At 71.5% G+C, this 20,466-nt stretch carries 19 protein-coding genes and 2 pseudogenes; 11 read left to right on the plus strand and 10 right to left on the minus strand.

Annotated features, from left to right (window positions below; all coding sequences use genetic code 11):
• Positions 1-68: 68 nt before the first annotated feature.
• The gene (locus JHN63_RS05920) at positions 69-422 is read right to left on the minus strand and encodes a VOC family protein (protein WP_200677620.1); all 354 of its coding nucleotides are present in this window, start codon (positions 420-422) and stop codon (positions 69-71) included.
• Between the two features lie 61 nt (positions 423-483).
• Here JHN63_RS05920 and JHN63_RS05925 point away from each other — a divergent pair, with 61 nt between their 5' ends.
• Positions 484-1,356 carry a universal stress protein gene (locus JHN63_RS05925; protein ID WP_200677621.1) on the plus strand — a complete coding sequence of 291 codons (873 nt, stop codon included), beginning with the start codon at positions 484-486 and terminating at the stop codon, positions 1,354-1,356.
• A gap of 1 nt (position 1,357) precedes the next feature.
• On the opposite strand, the gene JHN63_RS05930 is transcribed toward JHN63_RS05925, so the two are convergent.
• Positions 1,358-2,374 carry a Gfo/Idh/MocA family oxidoreductase gene (locus JHN63_RS05930; protein WP_200677622.1) on the minus strand — a complete coding sequence of 339 codons (1,017 nt, stop codon included), beginning with the start codon at positions 2,372-2,374 and terminating at the stop codon, positions 1,358-1,360.
• A gap of 37 nt (positions 2,375-2,411) precedes the next feature.
• On the minus strand, positions 2,412-3,197 hold the full coding sequence (locus tag JHN63_RS05935) for a TIM barrel protein (RefSeq protein ID WP_200677623.1): 786 nt from the start codon (positions 3,195-3,197) through the stop codon (positions 2,412-2,414).
• A 166-nt stretch (positions 3,198-3,363) separates the two neighbouring features.
• Between JHN63_RS05935 and JHN63_RS05940 the strand changes: the two genes are divergently transcribed.
• Positions 3,364-4,395 carry a LacI family DNA-binding transcriptional regulator gene (locus JHN63_RS05940; protein ID WP_200677624.1) on the plus strand — a complete coding sequence of 344 codons (1,032 nt, stop codon included), beginning with the start codon at positions 3,364-3,366 and terminating at the stop codon, positions 4,393-4,395.
• A gap of 41 nt (positions 4,396-4,436) precedes the next feature.
• Here the strand turns inward: JHN63_RS05940 and JHN63_RS05945 are convergent, their stop codons facing one another.
• The 3 genes from JHN63_RS05945 to JHN63_RS05955 all read right to left on the minus strand — a co-directional run bounded on the left by JHN63_RS05945 (position 4,437) and on the right by JHN63_RS05955 (position 7,199).
• A complete protein-coding gene (locus tag JHN63_RS05945; RefSeq protein ID WP_200677625.1) occupies positions 4,437-5,672 on the minus strand; it encodes a DUF4032 domain-containing protein in 1,236 nt (411 codons plus the stop codon).
• Between the two features lie 9 nt (positions 5,673-5,681).
• On the minus strand, positions 5,682-6,428 hold the full coding sequence (locus JHN63_RS05950; RefSeq protein ID WP_200677626.1) for an MBL fold metallo-hydrolase: 747 nt from the start codon (positions 6,426-6,428) through the stop codon (positions 5,682-5,684).
• A gap of 141 nt (positions 6,429-6,569) precedes the next feature.
• Positions 6,570-7,199, minus strand: a complete 630-nt coding sequence (locus JHN63_RS05955) for an alpha-ketoglutarate-dependent dioxygenase AlkB (RefSeq protein WP_200677627.1) — start codon at positions 7,197-7,199, stop codon at positions 6,570-6,572.
• Positions 7,200-7,315: 116 nt separating this feature from the next.
• On the opposite strand from JHN63_RS05955, the gene JHN63_RS05960 reads away from it, so the two are divergent.
• A complete protein-coding gene (locus tag JHN63_RS05960; RefSeq protein WP_200677628.1) occupies positions 7,316-7,942 on the plus strand; it encodes a TetR/AcrR family transcriptional regulator in 627 nt (208 codons plus the stop codon).
• A gap of 28 nt (positions 7,943-7,970) precedes the next feature.
• Entirely contained in the window at positions 7,971-9,644 is a 1,674-nt protein-coding gene (locus JHN63_RS05965; RefSeq protein WP_200677667.1) for an FAD-binding dehydrogenase, read from the plus strand.
• A gap of 30 nt (positions 9,645-9,674) precedes the next feature.
• Here JHN63_RS05965 and JHN63_RS05970 read toward each other — a convergent pair whose 3' ends face one another.
• Positions 9,675-10,022 carry a DUF488 domain-containing protein gene (locus JHN63_RS05970; RefSeq protein WP_200677629.1) on the minus strand — a complete coding sequence of 116 codons (348 nt, stop codon included), beginning with the start codon at positions 10,020-10,022 and terminating at the stop codon, positions 9,675-9,677.
• A gap of 214 nt (positions 10,023-10,236) precedes the next feature.
• On the opposite strand from JHN63_RS05970, the gene JHN63_RS05975 reads away from it, so the two are divergent.
• The 3 genes and pseudogenes from JHN63_RS05975 to JHN63_RS05985 all read left to right on the plus strand — a co-directional run.
• Positions 10,237-12,207, plus strand: a complete 1,971-nt coding sequence (locus JHN63_RS05975) for a potassium transporter Kup (RefSeq protein WP_200677630.1) — start codon at positions 10,237-10,239, stop codon at positions 12,205-12,207.
• A gap of 182 nt (positions 12,208-12,389) precedes the next feature.
• Complete coding sequence (locus JHN63_RS05980) at positions 12,390-13,049, plus strand: MSMEG_1061 family FMN-dependent PPOX-type flavoprotein (protein ID WP_200677631.1); 660 nt, start codon at positions 12,390-12,392, stop codon at positions 13,047-13,049.
• A 302-nt stretch (positions 13,050-13,351) separates the two neighbouring features.
• Positions 13,352-13,792, plus strand: a pseudogene (locus tag JHN63_RS05985) (peptidase); the annotation flags it as partial.
• Here JHN63_RS05985 and JHN63_RS54575 read toward each other — a convergent pair.
• Together JHN63_RS54575 and JHN63_RS54580 are read right to left on the minus strand one after the other, a co-directional pair.
• Positions 13,768-13,863, minus strand: coding sequence for a hypothetical protein (locus JHN63_RS54575; protein WP_374222897.1), 96 nt, complete (start codon positions 13,861-13,863; stop codon positions 13,768-13,770). The pseudogene JHN63_RS05985 and the gene JHN63_RS54575 overlap by 25 nt on opposite strands.
• A 50-nt stretch (positions 13,864-13,913) precedes the next feature.
• Positions 13,914-14,132 (minus strand): annotated as a pseudogene (locus JHN63_RS54580) (hypothetical protein); the annotation flags it as partial.
• Between the two features lie 280 nt (positions 14,133-14,412).
• On the opposite strand from JHN63_RS54580, the gene JHN63_RS05995 reads away from it, so the two are divergent.
• From JHN63_RS05995 to JHN63_RS06010, 4 genes are read left to right on the plus strand one after another with little or no spacing between them, the layout of a single operon-like run.
• Positions 14,413-15,831 carry a M1 family metallopeptidase gene (locus tag JHN63_RS05995; protein WP_200677632.1) on the plus strand — a complete coding sequence of 473 codons (1,419 nt, stop codon included), beginning with the start codon at positions 14,413-14,415 and terminating at the stop codon, positions 15,829-15,831.
• 41 nt (positions 15,832-15,872) lie between these two features.
• Entirely contained in the window at positions 15,873-16,622 is a 750-nt protein-coding gene (locus JHN63_RS06000) for a L,D-transpeptidase family protein (RefSeq protein WP_200677633.1), read from the plus strand.
• An 18-nt stretch (positions 16,623-16,640) separates the two neighbouring features.
• On the plus strand, positions 16,641-17,339 hold the full coding sequence (locus JHN63_RS06005) for a response regulator transcription factor (RefSeq protein ID WP_200677634.1): 699 nt from the start codon (positions 16,641-16,643) through the stop codon (positions 17,337-17,339).
• Positions 17,336-19,162 carry a cell wall metabolism sensor histidine kinase WalK gene (locus JHN63_RS06010; protein WP_200677635.1) on the plus strand — a complete coding sequence of 609 codons (1,827 nt, stop codon included), beginning with the start codon at positions 17,336-17,338 and terminating at the stop codon, positions 19,160-19,162. Before JHN63_RS06005 ends, JHN63_RS06010 begins: the two co-directional genes overlap by 4 nt.
• 42 nt (positions 19,163-19,204) lie before the next feature.
• Here JHN63_RS06010 and JHN63_RS06015 read toward each other — a convergent pair whose 3' ends face one another.
• Positions 19,205-20,425: a saccharopine dehydrogenase family protein gene (locus JHN63_RS06015; RefSeq protein WP_200677636.1), complete on the minus strand. Its 1,221-nt coding sequence runs from the start codon at positions 20,423-20,425 to the stop codon at positions 19,205-19,207.
• Positions 20,426-20,466 lie beyond the last annotated feature (41 nt).

Consider the following 20,466-nt stretch of genomic DNA (forward strand, 5'->3'; position numbering starts at 1 on the left):
CGCGCCGGCTCCCCTCCATCGTATGGTCGATCGCCCCGGTGCGCTCCGCTACGCCCGAGACGGGGGCCTCAGGGGCGCGCGGAGCGCAACACGCAGAACTCGTTCCCCTCCGGATCCGCGAGCACCACCCACGACTGCTCGCCCTGCCCGATGTCCACGGTCCGCGCCCCCAGGGCCAGCAGCCGGATCACCTCTGCCTCCTGGTCGTCGGGCCGGAAGTCCAGGTGGAGCCGGTTCTTGACCGTCCTGGCCTCGGGCACCGGCACGAACAGCAGCCCGGGCAGGCGTTCCGGCGCCGGGCGGATCTCGAACTCGTCCGGTGCCTCGCCCACCACCACCCAGCCGAGCACCTCGGCCCACCAGCGCCCCAGCGCGACGGGGTCGGCCGCGTCCACCACTACCTGCTCCCACTCCAAGGTCATGCGGGCACCGTAGTGAAGACTGGGCCCGACGCACGTGACCGCACCACCGGGAGGCCACCGCATGACACGACCGATCACCGCAGGGGTCGACGGATCGGCGGAGAGTCTCGCCGCACTCGCCTGGGCGGGCCGGGAGGCCGTACGGCGGGGGCTGGCGTTGCGGGTGGCGCATGTCTGGCGGTACGAGGAGCACCAGGCCCTCGACACGGGGGACCGGGACACCCAGGACCGCTGGGTGCGGGACGCGGCCGCCGAGGCCGCCCGGACGCTCGCCGAACGCCACCCCGGCCTGGACGTCACCACCGACGTCCTGGAGGGCGACCCCGTCGAGACCCTGACCGCCGTCGCAGCCGACGCGGAACTCCTGGTGCTCGGCTCACGCGGACACGGGCCCGTCGTCGGCTTCCTGCTCGGTTCCGTCGGCCAGCAGGTGATCGCGGACGCCGTACGGCCCGTCGTGCTCGTGCGCGCCGGGGACGAGGCGGCGGGGGAGGCCGCCGGGCGCGAGATCGTCGTCGGGCAGCACGGGGACCCCGAGGACAGCGCCGCCGCGCTCGGCTTCGCCTTCGGGACGGCGGCGGCACGCGGCGCCACCGTACGGGCCGTACGGGCATGGACCCTGCCACCCGTGTTCGCCTACAGCCCCGGCTCCATGAAGCTGCTCGACGAGGCCGGCGGGCTGGAACCGTACGAGAAGAAGGGGCTGGCCGAGGCATTGCAGCCGTGGCGGGAGCGCTTCCCCGACGTGCCCGTGGTCGAGCACGTGGAGATGGGCAGCGCGGGGCAGGTGCTGCTCTCGGTCGCCGGGCGCGCGCAGTTGATGGTCGTCGGGCGGCGCGCCCGCCGTACGGCGGTGGGCGCGCGGATCGGTTCGGTCGCGCACGGGGTGCTGCATCACGCGGAGTGCCCGGTGGCCGTGGTGCCCGCGCCCTGACTCAGACGTCCTCGACGCGGACCGGAACACCCTTCTCCACCGACCGGATCGCCGCGAGCGCGATGGTCAGCGCGGCACGGGCGTCCGCGCCGGTCGCCGACGGGGTACGTCCCGTGCGGACGCTGTCGGCGAAGTCGGCCAGCTCGGCGACGTACGCGTCGTGGAACAGGTCCTGGTCGTAGGTGATCGTCTCGGCCGCGATGCCGTCCGCGCCGTAGGACGTCAGATGGGTGCGCCGGATGTCGCCCAGCGTGAGCATGCCCGCCGAGCCGAAGACCTCGCCGCGCACGTCATAGCCGTACACCGCCTGGAAGTTGGCCTCGGCGGTGGCGAGGGCGCCGTTGTCGAAGCGGATCGTGACCACGGCCGTGTCGAGGAGGCCGCGGTCCTTGAAGTCGGGGCGGACCAGCGCGTCTGCCATGGCGAAGACCTCGACCGGTTCGGAACCGGGGTTGAGGTAGCGCAGGGTGTCGAAGTCGTGGATGAGGGTTTCCAGGAAGATCGTCCACGGCGGGATGCGGGAGGGGTCCGCCAGCTTCGGGTCGCGGGTGAGCGAGCGCAGGAGCTGCGGGGTGCCGATCGCGCCCGCGGCCACCTTCTCGTGCGCGGCCCGGAACCCGGCGTCGTAGCGGCGGTTGAAGCCGACCTGGAGCGGTACGCCCGCCTCGGCGGCGGCCCCGATCGCGCGGTCGGCGTCCGCGAGGGTGGTCGCCATCGGCTTCTCGCAGTAGACGGCCTTGCCCGCGCGGGCCGCGACCTCGACTAGGTCGGCGTGGGTGCGGGCCGGAGTCGAGATCACCACCGCGTCGACCGCCGGGTCCGCGAGCAGGTCGCCGATCTCGGTGTACGCCGTGGGGCAGTCGAGCCGGTCGGCCAGGCGCCGCGCCGCGCCCGGAGCGGGGTCGGCGACGGCGGCCAGCCGGACACCGGGGAGGCGGCGGGCGAGGGTCTCGGCATGGAAGGAGCCCATGCGGCCCGCGCCCACGAGGCCGATGGCGAGGGGCAGTTGGGTGGTCATGGGGGGTCTCCTCGGTGCCGAGTGATGCCGGGGCGGGTCAGACCGTGAACGCGGTGCGGAAGCGGTCCAGGGCGCGTTCGCTGTCGCCGTCCGAGGCCCAGGCCTCCATCGCGACCGTGCCGTCGTAGCCGATGTCGGCGAGGGCGCGGGCGATCGCCGGGTAGTTGATCTCGCCGGTGCCGGGCTCCTGGCGGCCGGGGACGTCGGCCACCTGGATCTCGCCGATCAGGTCCGACTCGTGGGCGCGGCGGACCAGTTCGATGAGGTTCCCCTCGCCGATCTGGGCGTGGTAGAGGTCCAGGTTCATGCGCAGGCCCGGCCGGTCCACCGCCTTGACCAGGGCCAGGGTGTCGGCGGCCGTCGCGAACGGTACACCCGGGTGGTCGACCGCCGCGTTGAGGTTCTCCAGCGTGAAGGTGACGCCCGCGCTCTCGCCCAGCTCGGCGAGGCGGGTCAGGGTGCGGTGGGCGGCGATCCACATCGCGCCCGTCGGCTCACCGGTCACCGGAACCACCGGCAGACCTTCGGAGTCGAGCCCGGTGCCGTGCAAGTTCAGCCGGGGGCAACCCAGTTGATCGGCGGCCTTGACCGACTCCTCGGCGGTGCGCAGGAGTTCGGCGGCGCCCGCCTCGTCGGTGAGGCTGCCCCGGATGTAGCCCGTCATGGACGAGAACTCGGCCGGGGTCCGTGTGAGCGCGTCCAGGTCGTGCCGGGTCCAGTCCCAGATCTCGACCTGGAAACCGGCTTCGTGGATGCGCCGCGCCCGCTCGTGGATCGGCAGGTCCCGGAAGACCATCTCGGCACAGACCGCCAACGTGTACATGACTGCTCGCCCTCTTCTAGAACGTTCTAGATGGCAGTAGTACGCCACCGCCCGATCCGCGTGTCAAGAGTTCGCGTGGCATGTTTCTAGAACGTTGCAGGAACCTCCGGAACAGCTACGATGCGCGGAACGAACAGCTCGTCCCGTGCCTCCGGAAAGGACATCCGTGCCGGCCACCCCCGCGCTCCCCGACGGCAAGCGGCCCACCCTGGCCCATGTCGCGGCCCGGGCGGGAGTCTCCGTGGCGCTGGTCTCGATCGTGATGCGCGGGGCCTACGGCGCGAGCGCCACCACCCGTGAGCGGGTGCTCAAGGCCGCCGAGGAGATCGGCTACCGGCCCGACACGCGGGCCAGGGTGCTGCGCAGCAACCGCTCCCGCCTGCTCGGCGTGCAGTTCGGGCTGCGCCATCCCTTCCACACCGACCTGGTGGAGGGCATCTACGCCGCCGCCGAACCCGCCGGCTACCAGGTCGCGCTCAGCGCGGTCGCGCCCACGCGCGGTGAGCGGCAGGCAGTGGAGGCGCTGCTCGCCGACCGGTGCGAGGCGCTCGTCCTGCTCGGCCCCGAGGTCCCGGCGGCCCGCCTCGCCCAGCTCGCGACCCAGGTGCCGGTGGTCTCCGTGGCGCGGCGGCTGCGGCCCGCGCCGCCGGCCGTGGACGTCGTCCGCACCGACGACGAGCAGGGCGCCCGGCAGGCCGTGGACCACCTCGTCGCGCTCGGCCATCGAGCCATCGCCCACATCGACGGCGGCCGGGCACCCGGCGCCGCTGACCGCCGCCGCGGCTACCGCACCGCGATGCGCCGTCACGGCCTCGACGACCATGTCCGGGTGCTGCCCGGCGGGCTCACCGAGGACGACGGCGCGCGGGCCGCCAGGACCCTGGTCGCGGAGCGCCCCCGGCCCGGCGCGGTCCTCGCGTTCAACGACCGGTGCGCCACCGGCGTCCTCGACACCTTCCTGCGAGCGGGCGTCACCGTCCCCGGCGAGATCTCCGTGGTCGGCTTCGACGACACCAGCCTGTCCCGGCTCGCCCACATCGACCTCACCACCGTCGCGCAGGACGTCCCGCGCCTCGCGGAACTCGCCGTCGGCCGCGCCATCGCCCGGCTGGACGGGGAGGAGGTACCGGACGGCGAGCAGGTCGTCCCGCCCCGGCTGGTCGTCCGCGGCACCACGGCGGCCCCCGCCGCGGACTGAAACCGGGGCACGGACTGAGCCGGGTCACGGACCGAGCCGCCTCACTCGGGCGCGGCCGGCTCCAGGCTCTCGCGCACCTTCGGCAGGATGTTCTTGAGGTAGTCCTCCACCACCGTGCCCAGATCGATGTCGTGCTGGGCCCGCTCGGCCAGGTACCAGCGGTGTTCGAGCAGCTCGTGGTAGATCTCCGCCGAGTCCATCGACCCGCGCAGCTCCAGCGGTACGGCCCGCACGGTCGGCCGGAACACGTCCCGCACCCACCGGTGCGCGAGCACCTCGGGCCGGGCGGCGAGGGGATCGCCCGGTGCGTAGTCGTCCTGGGTGGCCATCCAGCTCTCCAGGTCGTTGAGGAGCCGCCGGGCCTGGTTCTCCTCCGCGTCCAGGCCGGTCAGGCGCAGCAGTTGGCGCTGGTGGTGGCCCGCGTCGACGACCTTGGGCACGAAGGTGACCGTGTCGCCGTTGGAGGAGTGCTCGATCTGCATCTCGGCGACGTCGAAGCCGAGTTCGTTCAGGCGCCGGATCCGGCGTTCGATGAAGTGGTGCTTGCCCGCCGGGTACACCGAGACACGGGTCAGCTCCTCCCACAGCCCCTGGTAGCGGGCGCAGATCTCCTGGCCGAACTCGATCGGGTCGACGGAGGGGTGCAGCGCCCCGGACGCCTCCAGGTCGAGCAGCTCCCCGCTGATGTTCACCCGGGCGAGATCGAGGTCGTAGTCCCGCTGTCCGTCGCTCAGCCTCGGGTGCAGATCGCCGGTTTCCGCGTCCACCAGATACGCGGCGTACGCGCCCGCGTCCCGCCGGAACAGCGTGTTGGACAGCGAGCAGTCGCCCCACGCGAACCCGGCCAGGTGCAGCCGCACCAGCAGCACGGCCAGCGCGTCCATCAGCCGGTGCATGGTGGCCGGGCGCAGGGTCGTCTCGAACATCGAGCGGTACGGCATCGAGCCGCCCAGGTGCCGGGTGATGAGCACCGGCTCCAGCGGCTCGCCGTCCGCGTCGGCCCGGCCGGTGACCACGGCGAGCGGGTCGACGGCCGGGATGCCGAGGCGGTCCAGGTCGCGCAGCAGTTCGTACTCGCGCAGGGCGGGCCGTTCGGCGAGTTCCTTGACGGCTATGACCTCGCTGCCGGCGCGGGCGTAGCGCACGACGTGGCGGGAGATGCCGCGCGGCAGCGGCACCAGGTACTCCTCGGGCCACTCCTCCAGGGGAACGTCCCAGGGCAGCTCCAGCAGGAGGACCGGATGCTCCGGGTTGGTCGCGTTGATCTGCAGTGCCATGCGATGACCTTAGATCGCGTGTTCGCGGGCGCGCTGTGCCGCCTCACGGACCGGACCGGTGTGCAGGGGGCCGTGGCCCGGCAGCAGGGTGTCGGCGTCCAGTCCTTCGAGTATGTTCAGGGAGGCCACGGCACGGTCGCGCTCGTGCTGGAACATGTCGGGGAGCAGCTGCGGTCCCTTGATCCGTGAGGTGGGGTGGCCGCTCACCAGGGCGTCCCCGGAGATCACGATCCCGCTGTCCGGGAGATGGAAGACGCAGTGCCCGCTGGTGTGGCCGGGGGTGTGCACGGGGACGGGCCGGCCCGGCAGGTCGAGCGGGCCCGCACCCGCGAATGCCCGGGGGACGGCGACGGGATGCTGTTCGGTGCCTCCCACGCGAATCGTGTGCACCATCCACGGCAGGACTCCCGGACGCCAGATGTTCTTCAGGACGTCCCCGACGGTCACCTGCTGGAGGAACTCCCGCCGCGCGTGCGGCACTTCGGCCTCGTGCAGGTACACCGGCATGCCATAGGCGTCGCGCAGATACTCCGCCGAACCGAGATGGTCGTTGTGGGCGTGGGTGATCAGCACCGCCGTGACCGCCTTGGGTGAACTCCCCACCTGCTCAAGGGAGTCGAGCAGGAGCTGGCGGTCCCCCGGGTATCCGGTGTCCACCAGGGTGGCGCTGTCGCCGTCGGTGAGGATCACCCAGTTGGTGTTGTTGCCGTGCACCAGATAGGTGTTGTCGGCGACTTGGCGTACTTCAGCCCGCATGATCGTCCCTTGCCCGGTGGTGCAGTTCGGGGTCCAGCCAACCAGACGCGCACGGTCCTGGCTCGCGCGGGGGAAGCCGCCTCCGGCGCCGTCCGCCGGGGGCGGCCCCCGCGTGCCTTCCGAAGCGGCCGCCTCTCCGCCTCAGTGCACGCCGTGCGGGCGGAACTGCACACTGATGCGCGGTCCCGTGGCGCGGGTGGTCTTGGGGACGCAGTGCTCCCAGGTCCGCTGGCAGGAGCCGCCCATCACGATCAGGTCGCCGTGCCCCAGCGGGCGCCGCAGCGACTCGCCGCCGCGCAGTGGACGCAGCAGCAGATCGCGGGGCGCGCCCACGGAGAGGATCGCCACCATCGTGTCCTCGCGGGCACCCCGCCCGATCCGGTCCCCGTGCCAGGCGACACTGTCCCGGCCGTCCCGGTAGTAGCAGAGCCCGGACGTACTGAAGGGCTCGCCCAACTCCCGTGCGTAGTAAGCCGAGAGCGCGTCCCGGGCCTCGGCCAGCACCGGGTGCGGCAGCGCGTCGTCCGCGCCGTAGTAGGCGAGCAGTCGGGGTACGGCCACCACCTGGTCGTACATCTGACGGCGCTCGGCGCGCCACGGCACCTCGGCGGCCAGCTCCTCGAACAGGGCGTCGGCGCCGCCGAGCCACCCGGGCAGCACGTCGATCCAGGCGCCGAGCCCCAGTGCCGTACGGCGTATCCCGTCGAGGGGGCCGAGGCGGAGCTGGTCGGTCTGGTCGAAGAGGGAGGCCTGGAGGTGGTGCGCGGTCATGGGGCCAGCGTACTCCTTATTCGAATATCTGTTCCCATTCGATGCGGACCCCCTTTGGATACACCCGTGTATCGGATACATTCACGTATCGAACAACGGGACGCGGAGGTCCGGACATGGTGGCGGAGGCGACGACCAAGCGTGTGACCAGGCGCCGGGTCCGCACGCGCGCCAACCTGCTGGACGCCGCGTTCGCCGTGTTCGCCGCGAAGGGCTTCGGCCGGGTCTCCATCGAGGAGGTCTGCGAGGCCGCCGGCTACAGCAGGGGCGCCTTCTACTCGAACTTCGGCAGCCTGGACGAGTTGTTCTTCGCGCTCTACCAGGACCGGGCCGACCTGATCGCCGAGCAGGTGGCCGGCGCGCTCGCCCTCGACGGGCCCGACCTCGACGTCCCGGCCGCCGTGGACCGCGTCACCGACGTGCTGCTCCTCGACCTGGACTGGCTCCTGGTGAAGACCGACTTCCTGGTGCACGCGGCCCGGGACCCCGCCGTGGCGCAGACCCTGCTGGGACACCGGGCCCGGCTGCGCGGGGCGATCGCGCACCGGCTCGCCCGCGCCCGGGGCCTCGCCGAACTCCCCGCCGTGCTCGGCGACTTGGACGCGGCGGCGTACGCCGTGGTCGCCGCGTACGACGGAGTCACCACCCAACTGCTGCTGGACAAGGACGTGGAGCACGCCCGTGTCTGGCTCAAGCAACTCCTCACCGCGCTGCTGACCGACGGCAGCAACACCCTTGAATGACAACCAACTCGAGAAGGGCAACGTCGCCATGGATGCGGACGTCATCGTCGTCGGAGCCGGTCTGGCCGGGCTGGTCGCGGCCCATGAACTGACCAGTCAGGGACGCCGGGTCGCGCTCGTCGACCAGGAGAACGCGGCCAACCTCGGCGGCCAGGCGTTCTGGTCCTTCGGCGGGCTGTTCCTGGTCGACTCGCCGGAGCAGCGCCGCCTCGGCATCAAGGACTCCTTCGACCTGGCCTGGAGCGACTGGCAGGGCAGCGCCGGCTTCGACCGCGTCGACGACGAGGACGCGTGGGCGGTGCGCTGGGCGCGCGCCTACGTCGAGTTCGCGGCCGGCGAGAAGCGGCCCTGGCTGGAGAGCCACGGCATCAAGCTGCTGCCCACCGTCGGCTGGGCGGAGCGCGGCGACCTGCGCGCCCACGGACACGGCAACTCCGTCCCCCGCTTCCATGTCACCTGGGGCACCGGCACCGGAGTCGTCGAACCCTTCGTGGACTACGCCAGGCAGGCCGCCCGCGACGGACTCCTCACCTTCTACCACCGCCACCAGGTCGACGCGTTGGTGGTCGCCGAGGGCGAGGCGCGCGGCGTCCGCGGCACGGTCCTCGCCGAGGACAACGCCGCCCGGGGCGTCTCCTCCAGCCGCGAGGCGATCGGCGAGTTCGAACTCACCGCGCAGGCCGTCGTCGTCACCACCGGCGGCATCGGCGCCAACCACGACATCGTCCGCCGCTACTGGCCCGAGCGCCTGGGCACCCCGCCCGCCGAGATGGTCACCGGCGTCCCCGCCTACGTCGACGGCCGGATGCTCGACATCAGCGCGGAGGCGGGCGTACGCCTGGTCAACCGCGACCGCATGTGGCACTACACCGAGGGCCTGCAGAACTGGAACCCGGTCTGGCCCGGCCACGGCATCCGTATCCTGCCCGGCCCGTCCTCCCTGTGGTTCGACGCCCTCGGCCGCCGGCTGCCCGACCCCTGCCTGCCGGGCTACGACACCCTCAACACCCTCAAGTACCTGCGCACCACCGAGGACCTGGCGGAGCACGACCACTCCTGGTTCATCCTCACCCAGAAGATCATCGAGAAGGAGTTCGCGCTCTCGGGCTCCGAGCAGAACCCCGACATCACCGCCAAGGACAAGAAGGCGGTGCTGCGCGACCGGCTGCTCGGCAAGGGCGCGCCGGGTCCGGTGGACGCCTTCCTGCGCAAGGGCGCGGACTTCGTGACCGCCGGCAATCTGGAGCAACTGGTCGACAAGATGAACCAGTTGACCGACAAGCCGCTCCTCGACGCGGCCGTGGTGCGGCGCCAGATCGAGGCCCGCGACCTCCAGATGGCCAACCCCTACAGCAAGGACTCCCAGATCCAGGGCATCCGCAACGCCCGCCGCTACATCGGCGACCGCCTCGGCCGGGTCGCGACCCCGCACCGCATCCTCGACCCGGCGGCCGGCCCCCTGATCGGCGTCAAGCTGCACGTCCTCACCCGCAAGACCCTCGGCGGCATCCAGACCGACCTCGACTCCCGCGCGCTGGCCGCCGACGGAAAGCCGATCGGCGGGCTCTACGCCGCGGGCGAGGTCGCCGGCTTCGGCGGCGGCGGAGTGCACGGCTACAACGCCCTCGAGGGCACCTTCCTCGGCGGCTGCCTCTTCTCGGGCCGCGCGGCCGGACGCGCGGCGGCCAAGCAGACGGCCTGACGGTGACGGACGGCCCGCCTCCTCACTTCACTACGACAGGAGGCGGGCCAGCACCGAGGCGTGACTCTCCTGCGGCGACCTGACCGCCGTGACCAGGGTCACCGGACCCATCCGGACCAAGTTCCGCAAGGTATGCAGGAGTTGAGCCGCCTCGGGATCGGCGAGCTCGGCCTCGTAGCGGCTGCTGAACTCGTCGTAGGACCCCTCTCCCGCGTGGTACCAGCGGCGCAGTTCGGTCGACGGGGTCAGGGCCTTGGGCCACTCGTCCACCCGGGCCGCCTCCTTGGACAGGCCGCGCGGCCACAGCCGGTCGACCAGGACGCGCACACCGTCCTCGGGCTCGGGCGGATCGTAGACACGGCGCACTCGGACGGTCACGGGCGGGGCTCCCTCGGGTGGCGGTGATGCGGTGAGCCTACGTCGGGGCGGGCACGGGCACGGGGGCGGCGCGACCCGACCTGGACAAGGGTGTCGAGCGACACGTCCCGAGGCGAAGTGGCGTGCACCTGCGGGCGACTGCACCGGCGCATGGGTAGTGTCCGCCCCGACGCACCGGGCCTGCGGTAACGCGGTCCGCGAAGGGAGGATCACCATGACCGATCATGGGCACGGGGCCGCAGCGGACGAGGCGCCCGCGGCGGGGCCGCCACAGGCCCGTCCGGCGGGCGCGCGGGACGCGGTGCGGCTCGCGGTCGTGATCGGCGCGCTCGGCGTGGTCTTCGGGGACATCGGGACCAGCCCCATCTACACCCTCCAGACCGTGTTCAGCCCGAGCGATCCGCACCCGGTCCCGGTCAGCACGCAGAACGTGTACGGGGTGGTGTCCCTCGTCTTCTGGTCCGTGATGGTCATCGTCACGGTCACTTATGTACTGCTGGCGATGCGCGCCGACAACGAGGGCGAGGGCGGCATCATGGCGCTCATCACCCTGGTGGGGCGCTGGAGTTCGCAACGGGGGCGGCGGGCCGCCGTCGCGCTGACCGCGCTGGGCATCTTCGGCGCGTCGCTGTTCTTCGGCGACAGCATGATCACGCCGGCGATCTCGGTGCTGTCCGCGGTCGAGGGGCTCAAGGTCGTCGAGCCGTCGCTGGACGACGCGGTCGTGCCGATCACCGCGGTGATCATCGTGGTGCTGTTCGTGGTGCAGCGTCGGGGGACCGCGGCGGTGGGCCGGATCTTCGGGCCGATCATGATCCTCTGGTTCGTCGCGATCGGCGCGTGCGGAGTCGTGGGCATCGCCGACCACCCGGCCATCCTCCGGGCGCTGTGGCCGAGTTACGCGCTGGGCTTCCTCTTCGGCCACATCGGCACCGCCTTCTTCGCGCTCGCCGCGGTGGTGCTCGCGGTCACCGGCGCGGAGGCCCTCTACGCGGACATGGGGCACTTCGGCCGCCGGGCCATCACCCGAGGCTGGCTGTTCCTCGTCTTCCCCGCCTGCGTCCTCAGCTACTTCGGCCAGGGCGCGCTGATCCTCGCCGACTCGTCCAACATCAGCAGCCCGTTCTTCCTGCTCGTACCCCACTGGGGACGGTGGCCGATGGTCCTGCTCGCCACGGCGGCCACCGTGATCGCCTCCCAGGCGGTCATCACGGGCGCCTACTCGGTCGCCTCCCAGGCCGCCCGGCTCGGCTATCTGCCGAGGCTGCGGATCGCGCACACCTCCGAGTCCACCATCGGCCAGATCTACGTCCCCTGGATCAACTGGCTGCTCATGGTCTCGGTCCTCACCCTGGTCTTCGCGTTCCGCAGCTCCGCGGCACTGGCCTTCGCGTTCGGCATGGCGGTCACCGGCACCATCACCATCACCACCCTGCTGTTCTTCTACGTCGCCCGCGCGAAATGGGGCACGCCCCTGTGGCTGATCGCCACCGGCGCGATCCTGCTGCTCACCGTCGACCTGCTGTTCGTGGCGGCCAACCTGACCAAGCTGGTCCACGGCGCGTGGCTGCCGCTGCTGATCGGCATCACCGCGTTCACCGTCATGACGACCTGGCAGCGCGGCCGCGAGGTCGTCACCGCGGAACGGGCCGAGCACGAGGGCTCCCTCCGCGAGTTCGTCGACCAACTCCGCAGCGGGGAACGGCCGGTGCTCCAGGTGCCCGGCACCGCCGTGTTCCTCAACCGGGGCAAGCGGACGGCACCGCTGGCCATGCGGGCCAACGTGGAGCGCAACCACGTACGGCACGAGCAGGTCGTGATCCTCTCCATCGAGACCGAGACGGTGCCCCGCGTCCCGGCCGACCGGCGGATCGTCGTCGACGGCCTCGGCTACGCCGACGACGGGATCGTCCATGTCACCGCTCGCTTCGGCTACATGGAGACACCGGACGTGCCCGGCACGCTCGCTCTGCTCGACCCGGCCGACACCGAGGGGCCGTTGCTGCTCGACGACGCGTCCTACTTCCTGTCGACGATCGAACTCCGACGCGGCCAGGCACCCACGATGGCCCCCTGGCGCAAACGCCTGTTCATCGCCACCTCCCACATCACGGCCGACGCCGCCGAGCACTTCGGCCTGCCCCGCGACCGGACGATCATCATGGGCTGGCACATCGAGGTGTAGTCGCGCGGTCACCCCCGAGATCGATCAGGACGCCGTCGAGACCCACGACCTGTTCCTGACGGACGCACCCCTGCCGGGCCAGGAGCACCGCTGACCCCGCGCCCGTGCGAGCGCTCGCCGCTGACCTGCGGCGATGAAAATCTCGGAGGCCCCGCGCAGGTCGGCGGCATAGGCTCGGACGCATGACGACATCACTTGCCGGCAGTGCGTTCGACTCGCTTCATCTCGATGCCGTACGTGACCAGGAGGCGTTGCGCCGGGTCTACGAACTCCCGCGTGACACGGCCTTGCGCAAGCAGATGACCGAACTCACCGAGCAGACCCGGCAGTTGATCGGATGCTCCTCGCTCGTCCTGGTCGCCAGCGCGGACGCCGAGGGCAACTGCGACGTCTCCCCGCGCGGCGGCCCCGCCGGTTTCGTGGCCGTCCTGGACGCACGGACGGTGGCGATACCGGACGCGACCGGCAACAAGCGTCTGGACACCCTCCAGAACGTCGTGGCCACCGGACGGGCCGGGCTGCTGTTCGTCATCCCGGGACGGACCACGACACTCAGGGTGAACGGCAGGGCCGTGGTCTCCACCCGCCCCGACCTGCTCTCCCAGCTGACCGCCGTGGGCAAGCCGCCGGCCAGCGCACTGGTCGTGGGCATCGAGGAGGTCTACCCGCACTGCCCCAAGTCGCTGCTGCGCAGCGGGGCCTGGAAGCCGGAGCAGTGGCTGCCTGCGGACGCCCAGCCGACCTCGGCCGAGGTGACACTGGCCCAACTGCGGATGCCGGAACTGACGATCGCCGACATCGAGCAGACGGAAGCGGACTCGCTCAAGTACCGCTACGAGTAGCCGACCGGATCCCCTGGCCGGCACGTCCCGAGACCACTTCCTCGGCGCCGCCCTGCTGCGGGCGAGAGGCTTGCGGCCGAGACCGGGTACACGATGAGCGGCGGCCGGACCGCCGTGTCCCGGCTCCCGGACCGGCAGCCACCGCCGGTCCGCAACGGCGGCCACGACCCGAGGGTGCACCGCCGCCGACCTGCCCGTGCCCGCCCCGCGTCACCCGGGCGCGTCCCGCAACGGCCGTGCCTCCGCCGCCGTCACCGCCGCCCCGACCGACACACCGTGCAGAAGGCGCGCCAGCACCTCCGCTCCACGGCGGTGGCTTCGGGTTCGAGGAGGGCGCCACCGATCCGGCGCCGTATCCGACGCCTCCCGCCGTGCTCGCCGGAGTGCTCACCGACCTGACCGTCCTGACGGCGAAGCAGACCGAGCCGACCCAACCGCCCACCAGCGCACCACCCTTGACAGACCCCGGCGACGGCCCCGACCTCAAGAAGGGCGTCGCCTACCTCACCCATGCCGCCAACCTCCGTCAGGGCCAGTACTACACGGCCGGACCCGGTACCTCCCGCGCCGACTTCGGCCTGACCATCGACGGCGCCTACGCGCTCGCGGCCACCGGCCTGAACAACGCCAAGCTGCGCGGCATCGTCGACTTCCTCGACCACGCCGGCAAGGGCGGCGAGGGCCGCACGGTCGACGACTGGACGGGTGCCGGCACCGCCTACGCTGCGGGCGGCCCGTCAGGCTCAAGGACGAGGACGATCTCCTGCTCGAACAGGCCGCTGTCCCGGGCGTGTTCGGCACGCGTGGAGGACATCAGCGCATATCTGTCCTGGTCGTGCCTGCTGATCGAGCGGGAGGCGGCCAGATGCTCAGGACACCGGAGTCGAAGGCCGAGGTCGGGTCGTGCGCGAAGGCGACGGTGACGCGGTGGTCGCCGCGCAGCAGCGCCGGGAGCGCCTCGAGGACACGGACGGTCGAGGTGACCGTACGCGCGGCCACCACGAGGGTTCGTTCGCCGTGAATGGTGTTCCACCGATGGGCGTCGCGCCCCACCGGCACACGCAGTGGTGCCCTACCGGTCATGGCATCGCCCCTCGGCCAACTGCCCGACGCCGATCAGCCGGCTTGCGGGAACGGTCGTCTATCGCACCTCGAGCCGCGTTTCCACCCTTCGCCTCGGGACGGGATCGTTGGTCGTGAACGCCTACAAGTCAACTACGGCGACGGCCCGGAGCGAACAGGGGACCGAACGGGTGCCGGCGTCTCCGCCCGACAAGTTTGCTTTAACAAGAGGGATTCCGAGGGAGCGCGCGGCCTAGTCTCTGAGTCGGATGATCACCCCCCTCACCCAGTAGGAGCGCATGTGACGCACCTCCGGCAGCAGTCCACAAGACGCAGCGCCGTCGTCGCCACCGTCCCCGTCGCCCTCGCGGCCCTGCTCGCGGCCGCCACCCCCGCCGGCGCCACGACGATCGGCTCGGCCGGCGCGGGCGACCCGTACTTCCCGCTCTCCGGGAACGGCGGCTACCACGTGGCCCACTACGACCTGACGCTCCGCTACGACCCGACGAGCCGCCACCTCGACGGCAAGGCGGTTCTCACCGCCCGGGCCACCGAGAAGCTCACCCGCTTCGACCTCGACTTCAAGGGCCTCAAGGTCACCGGCCTCACCGTCGACCGCGCCAAGGCGGACTTCCGCCGCGACGGCCAGGAACTCGTCGTCACCCCGCGCCACGCCGTGCGCAAGGGCCAGCGGTTCCAGGTCACCGTCACCTACAACGGCGTCCCGAAGCAGGTCACCGACCCGGACGGCTCGGCGGACGGCTGGATCGCCACCGACGACGGCGCCTTCGTGGCCGGCGAACCGCAGGGCGCGATGACCTGGTTCCCGGCGAACAGCCACCCCAAGGACAAGTCGTCGTACGACTTCACGATCACGGTCCCGCAGGGTCGCACCGCGGTCGCGAACGGCGTTCTCCTCGGGCAGAAGACGGTTCACGGGAAGACCACGTTCCGCTGGCACGCGCCGGAGCCGATGGCCGCCTACCTCGCCACCGCGACGGTCGGCAAGTTCAAGGTCGAGCAGTACACCACCAAGGACGGCATCAAGGTGTACAACGCCGTCGACCCCCGTGAGGCCACCGCCGCCGCGCCCGTGCTGAAGAAGCTGCCTTCCGTCCTGGAGTGGGAGAGCAAGCTGTTCGGCCCGTACCCGTTCCGCTCGGCCGGGTCGATCGTCGACCACGCCCCGGACGTCGGGTACGCGCTGGAGACGCAGGGGCGGCCGCTCTACGACTCGGCGCCCGACCTCAGCACCCTCGTGCACGAGAACGCCCACCAGTGGTTCGGGGACTCCGTGTCGCTGACCTCCTGGAAGGACATCTGGCTCAACGAGGGCTTCGCGACCTACGCGGAGTGGCTCTACAGCGAGCAGCACGGCGGCAAGACCGCCCAGCAGACCTTCGACGCGCTGTACGCCCGCAAGGCGACCGACGACCTGTGGGCGTTCCCGCCCGGCGACCCGGGCAGCGGCGCCAACATCTTCGGCACGCCCGTGTACGCGCGCGGGGCGATGGCCCTGCACGAACTGCGCCTGGCCGTGGGCGACAAGACCTTCTTCACGATCCTGCGCGCCTGGGCGAGCGGGCACCGCCACGGGCACGGGACGACCGCACAGTTCATCAGCCTTGCGGAGCGGAAAGCGGGGCAGGAGGCCGTGAAGAAGGTGGACGTCCTGTTCCACGTCTGGCTCTACACGAAAGGCAAGCCGACTCTGCCGTAGGAGCTGACGAGTTCCTCACATGTGTCGGTCATCGTCGACTCATGATCACTCGTATGTCCCCGGTCGCACTCGTCGCCGCATCCCTGTTCCTCACGGGCTGCGGCGGCGGTGCGGTGGCGGCCACGGACCACACGTCCGATCCCGTCCCCGCTCCCGCGTCCTCGTCTCCCTCGCCCTCGTCGGCGGTGTCCGCCGAGGCGGCGCCTCGCCAACTCCCGGGCGTGGGCCCCAAGATGCTGGCTCGAATACCGGCCGCCAGCGAGCAGGTCGTCCTGGTGACCGGCCGGGCCGCGAACTCCCCCCTCGCCACCCTCGCCCTGTACGAGCGCACCGACGACGGCTGGCAGCGGACCGCGAGCTGGTCCGCGCACAACGCGCTCAAGGGCTGGTCGGACCACCACATGGCCGGTGATCTGCGCTCACCGATCGGTGTCTACTCGCTCACGGACGCGGGCGGGCTGCTCAAGGACCCCGGCACCAAGCTGTCGTACGACCACGGGTCGGGCTTCGTCTCGCCCGGCACCGGCTTCGAGGGCGAACCCCTCGCCGGGTCCTTCGACTATGTGATCGCCATCAACTACAACCGGCAGCCCGGCACTTCACCCCTCGACTGGACCCGCCCCCTCGGTTCCTCGCGCGGGGGCGGCATCTGGATCCACGTCGACCACGGCGGCCCCACCCACGGCTGCGTCAGCATCGCGGAGGGCCACATGAAGGAACTCCTGCGCACCCTCGACCCGGCCCGGCACCCCGTGATTGTCATGGGCGACGCCGCCGCCCTCGGCCACTGACCGCCTAGGATCCGCCAGGTGTGCGCACATGTGCTGGTCGCCGAGGACGACGAGATGCAGGCCGAGCTGATACGACGCTCCCTGCTGACGGAAGGCCACACCGCGACCGTGGTCCACGACGGGGCCGCCGCCATCGCGGCCGCCCGGAGCCTGCGACCCGACCTCGTGGTGCTCGACCTCATGCTCCCGGTGATCGACGGCTTCGGGGTGTGCCGGGTGCTGCGCGGCGAGGACGACATCCCCGTCCTGATGCTCACGGCCCGCTCCACCGAGGACGACGTCCTGCTCGGCCTGGAACTCGGCGCCGACGACTACATGACCAAGCCCTACAGCCCGCGCGAGCTGATGGCCCGCATCCGCACGGTGCTGCGGCGCAGCGGCCGCGGCACCGAGGACCGGCAGGAGACCGTCGTCGTACGGGCCGCGGGCCTGTCCGTCGACGCGGTACGGCACGAGGTGCGCTGCGACGGGGCGCCGGTGGACTGCACGCCGGCCGAGTTCGAGATCCTGCTGGCGATGACCGCGGAGCCCGAACGGGTCTTCTCCCGGCGGCAGTTGCTCCAGTACACCCGGGGCCTGGACCGGGCGTCCACGGAACGGGCGGTCGACGTCCACATCATGAACCTGCGCCGGAAGATCGAGGCCGACCCGAGGCGGCCGGTCCGGCTGCTGACCGTGTTCGGCGTCGGCTACAAACTGCGCGGTGATCGCGCGTGAGGCCCCGGATACCGCTGCGCAAGCGGTTGTTGGTCCGGCTGCTCGTCGCCACCGTGCTGATCGCGCTCTGCTCGGTCGGCGCGACGGCCTGGCTCGCGGTGGAGACCACCACGAGGGCCATCCGGGAGGAGCAGGGCCAGGATCTCGCCGACGACATGCGTATCCTCGCGCAGCTCAGCGGATACGCCGCGACCCACCCCGACTGGAAGGGCGTCGCGCCCACCGTCCGCGCCCTGTCCAAGAAGATGGGCCGGCGTATCGCCCTCACCACCTCCGACCGCACCCTCATCGCCGACTCCGCGCCGCACGGCACCTCCCTGCCGCCCCGAGCGGCCGCCGGCGTCGACCCACTGCACACCGACACCTACACGGAACCGGGCGCACAGCTCAGCGGCCTCGACCCCCGGGTCGTCGGACCGTACCGGGTGACCGCGAAGGAGCGCGCCCGGCTGATGGGGCTGGCCAAGGAGCGGCGCGCGTGCTTCGCCCAGGCCGGTATCGACACGACCATCACGATGACACCGAGCGGCCGTCCCGTCCTCACCGACGCGGACGGCAACGACGCCAACGGCTATGTGCCCACGCAGTGCGCCGACGGGAAGCTCAACACCCCGACCGCCACCGAGAACAAGGCGCTGAAGAAGCTGATCGTGAGCGCCCAGCCCTGCATGCTGCAGGGCGGTGTGACCTTCAAGGTCCCCTACTTCGGCGTCGACGTCTTCGACAAGAGCCTCGGCTCCCGCTACGTCACGGGCGCGTACAACAAGCTGGGCGACGCGGCCGCCACACGCAAGGCGGAGGCCTGCACCGACAACGCCCGCCGCGCCCAACTCGACCCCTACGTGGCGCCGGTGGCCGAACTGTTCCTCGGCGGTGGCGACACCACCGCGCCCCGCTTCGACGTCTCCCCGGCGAACAAGGCCAAGGTCGTCGGCGCGGCGGCGGCCGTACTGGCGCTCACGGTCCTGGTGACCGCGGTTGTCGCCACGAGACTCGTACGCCCCCTGCGCGCGCTGACCGAAGCGGCCCAGCAGCCACCGGAGTTGCACGTCCGGGTGCCGGTGCGGACCAGGGACGAGACGGGCATCCTGGCCGAGGCGTTCAACGACCTGACCGAGCGCCGGGAACGCATGGAGGCCCAACGCAAGGCCATGGTCAGCGACATCGCGCATGAACTCCGCAGCCCGCTCACCAACATCCGCGGCTGGCTGGAGGTCACCCGGGACGGCTTCGTCGAACCCGACCCGGCGCTGCTCGGCTCCCTGCACGAGGAGGCGATGGTCCTCCAGCGGGTCATCGACGACCTCCAGGACCTCGCCGCCGCCGACGCCGGCACCCTGCGCCTGCACCGCGAACCCGTGCGCGTCGAGGACCTCGTCGACCAGATCGTCGCCGCGTACCGTGTCTCCGCCGACACCGCCGGGGTCGCCCTCACCGGCAAGACGGACAACTCCCTCTGGCTTGAGGCGGATCCGGTACGCATGCGCCAGGTGCTCGGCAACCTCGTGTCCAACGCGCTGCGCCACACACCGGCCGACGGCACCGTCACCCTGACCGCGTGGCGCGACGGTGACGACATCGTCCTGACCGTAGCCGACACCGGAACCGGCATCGCGCCCGAGAACCTCTCGCACGTCTTCGAACGCTTCTGGCGCGCCGACCAGTCCCGCAGCCGCCGCACCGGAGGCAGCGGCCTGGGCCTCTCCATCGTCCGCGACCTGGTCGCCGCGCACGAGGGCACGGTCGAGGTGGCGAGCGAACCGGGCGCCGGTTCCGTGTTCACGCTGCGGCTGCCCAACTCCGCTCCTCCGGAGGGGGATTGACGCCCACTCATTTAGGCGCTTCCCCAAGGGAGTTGGAGCAGGTCACTGCTCCCGCAGGCCCCACGGCGACCCGTACTCCGTCAGCAGGTCCAGGAACGGGCCGGCCGGGAACGCCTCCGGGCCCAGCACACCCGAGCCGGTCCACGCCCCCGTGGCCAGCAGCTCCAGGGCGACCACCGGGTTGATCGCGGTCTGCCAGACCACCGCCTGGGAGCCGTACTCCGCCATCGACCACTCGTTGTCGACCACGTGGTACAGGTACACCTCGCGCGGCGCCCCGTCCTTCGTGCCGCGTACCCACGTGCCCGCACAGGTCTTGCCGCGCATCCGGTCGCCCAGCGCCGCGGGGTCGGGCAGACAGGCAGCGACGACGTCGCGCGGCGACACGGCGACGGGGCCCGTGGAGCTCGGCACGGTGACCGGCTCGGTACGGTCAAGTCCCAGCAGGTGCAGGGTCTTCAGGGTGTCGATGAACTCGTTGCCGAGCCCGTACTTGAAGGTGACCCGCTTCGCGTCGACCCAGCGCGGGACGAGCAGCACCTCCTCGTGCTCCACGTTCACGCACTCGACCGGGCCGATGCCCTCGGGGAAGTCGAACACCTCGGGCTCGCTGAACGGTTCCGTGGTGAACCAGCCGCGGTCGGCCTCGTAGACCACCGGCGGGTTCAGGCACTCCTCGATCGTGGTCCAGATGCTGAAGGAGGGCGCGAAGTCGTAGCCGTCGACGGTGAGGTTCGCGCCGTCGCGGATGCCGATCTCCTCGATCTCGTCGAAGAGTTCATCGGCGGCGTACCGCGCGAACACGTCGGAGAGTCCGGGCTCCACGCCCATCCCGACGAGCGCCAGCGCGCCCGCCTTCTCCCAGTCGGCCGCGTCCTCGAACTGCGCGTCGCCGAGCTTGACCCCGCACTCCTCGTACGGCCGCTCCGGGTGCGGCCGGGACAGCGACATCGCCATGTCGAGATAGTTCGCCCCGGCGGCCCGCGCCGCACGGAACAGGGGCAGGACGAAACGCGGGTCGGTCGCGTTCAGCAGCACATCGCACTCGTGCGCGCGCAGCGCCGCCACGACGGCCTCCTCGTCGTTCGCGTCCAGCCGCTCGGCGCGGAACCGGACGCCGGCGTCCCCGAGCGCGGCGACCGCCGCCTCCGCCCGCGCCAGGTCGTAGTCGGCGACCACCATCGCGTCGAAGAACGGACGCCGGGCCGCGATCCGGGTGACCGCGGTCCCCACACCACCGGCTCCCACGAGCAGTACACGCATGGCAAGAACTCCTTCACTGCCGATATCCCACTGGCGATACA

It is taken from the genome of Streptomyces sp. MBT65, from assembly GCF_016612545.1.
Taxonomy (GTDB): Bacteria; Actinomycetota; Actinomycetes; order Streptomycetales; family Streptomycetaceae; genus Streptomyces.

What these genes read in the sequence shown, in the direction of transcription:
- JHN63_RS05920 (WP_200677620.1), bottom strand. Translation starts at nt 422, where the DNA reads ATGACCTTGGAGTGGGAGCAGGTAGTGGTGGACGCGGCCGACCCCGTC.
- JHN63_RS05925 (WP_200677621.1), top strand. Translation starts at nt 484, where the DNA reads ATGACACGACCGATCACCGCAGGGGTCGACGGATCGGCGGAGAGTCTC.
- JHN63_RS05930 (WP_200677622.1), bottom strand. Translation starts at nt 2,374, where the DNA reads ATGACCACCCAACTGCCCCTCGCCATCGGCCTCGTGGGCGCGGGCCGC.
- JHN63_RS05935 (WP_200677623.1), bottom strand. Translation starts at nt 3,197, where the DNA reads ATGTACACGTTGGCGGTCTGTGCCGAGATGGTCTTCCGGGACCTGCCG.
- JHN63_RS05945 (WP_200677625.1), bottom strand. Translation starts at nt 5,672, where the DNA reads ATGGCACTGCAGATCAACGCGACCAACCCGGAGCATCCGGTCCTCCTG.
- JHN63_RS05950 (WP_200677626.1), bottom strand. Translation starts at nt 6,428, where the DNA reads ATGCGGGCTGAAGTACGCCAAGTCGCCGACAACACCTATCTGGTGCAC.
- JHN63_RS05955 (WP_200677627.1), bottom strand. Translation starts at nt 7,199, where the DNA reads ATGACCGCGCACCACCTCCAGGCCTCCCTCTTCGACCAGACCGACCAG.
- JHN63_RS05960 (WP_200677628.1), top strand. Translation starts at nt 7,316, where the DNA reads ATGGTGGCGGAGGCGACGACCAAGCGTGTGACCAGGCGCCGGGTCCGC.
- JHN63_RS05965 (WP_200677667.1), top strand. Translation starts at nt 7,971, where the DNA reads ATGGATGCGGACGTCATCGTCGTCGGAGCCGGTCTGGCCGGGCTGGTC.
- JHN63_RS05975 (WP_200677630.1), top strand. Translation starts at nt 10,237, where the DNA reads ATGACCGATCATGGGCACGGGGCCGCAGCGGACGAGGCGCCCGCGGCG.
- JHN63_RS05980 (WP_200677631.1), top strand. Translation starts at nt 12,390, where the DNA reads ATGACGACATCACTTGCCGGCAGTGCGTTCGACTCGCTTCATCTCGAT.
- JHN63_RS54575 (WP_374222897.1), bottom strand. Translation starts at nt 13,863, where the DNA reads ATGTCCTCCACGCGTGCCGAACACGCCCGGGACAGCGGCCTGTTCGAG.
- JHN63_RS06000 (WP_200677633.1), top strand. Translation starts at nt 15,873, where the DNA reads ATGATCACTCGTATGTCCCCGGTCGCACTCGTCGCCGCATCCCTGTTC.
- JHN63_RS06015 (WP_200677636.1), bottom strand. Translation starts at nt 20,425, where the DNA reads ATGCGTGTACTGCTCGTGGGAGCCGGTGGTGTGGGGACCGCGGTCACC.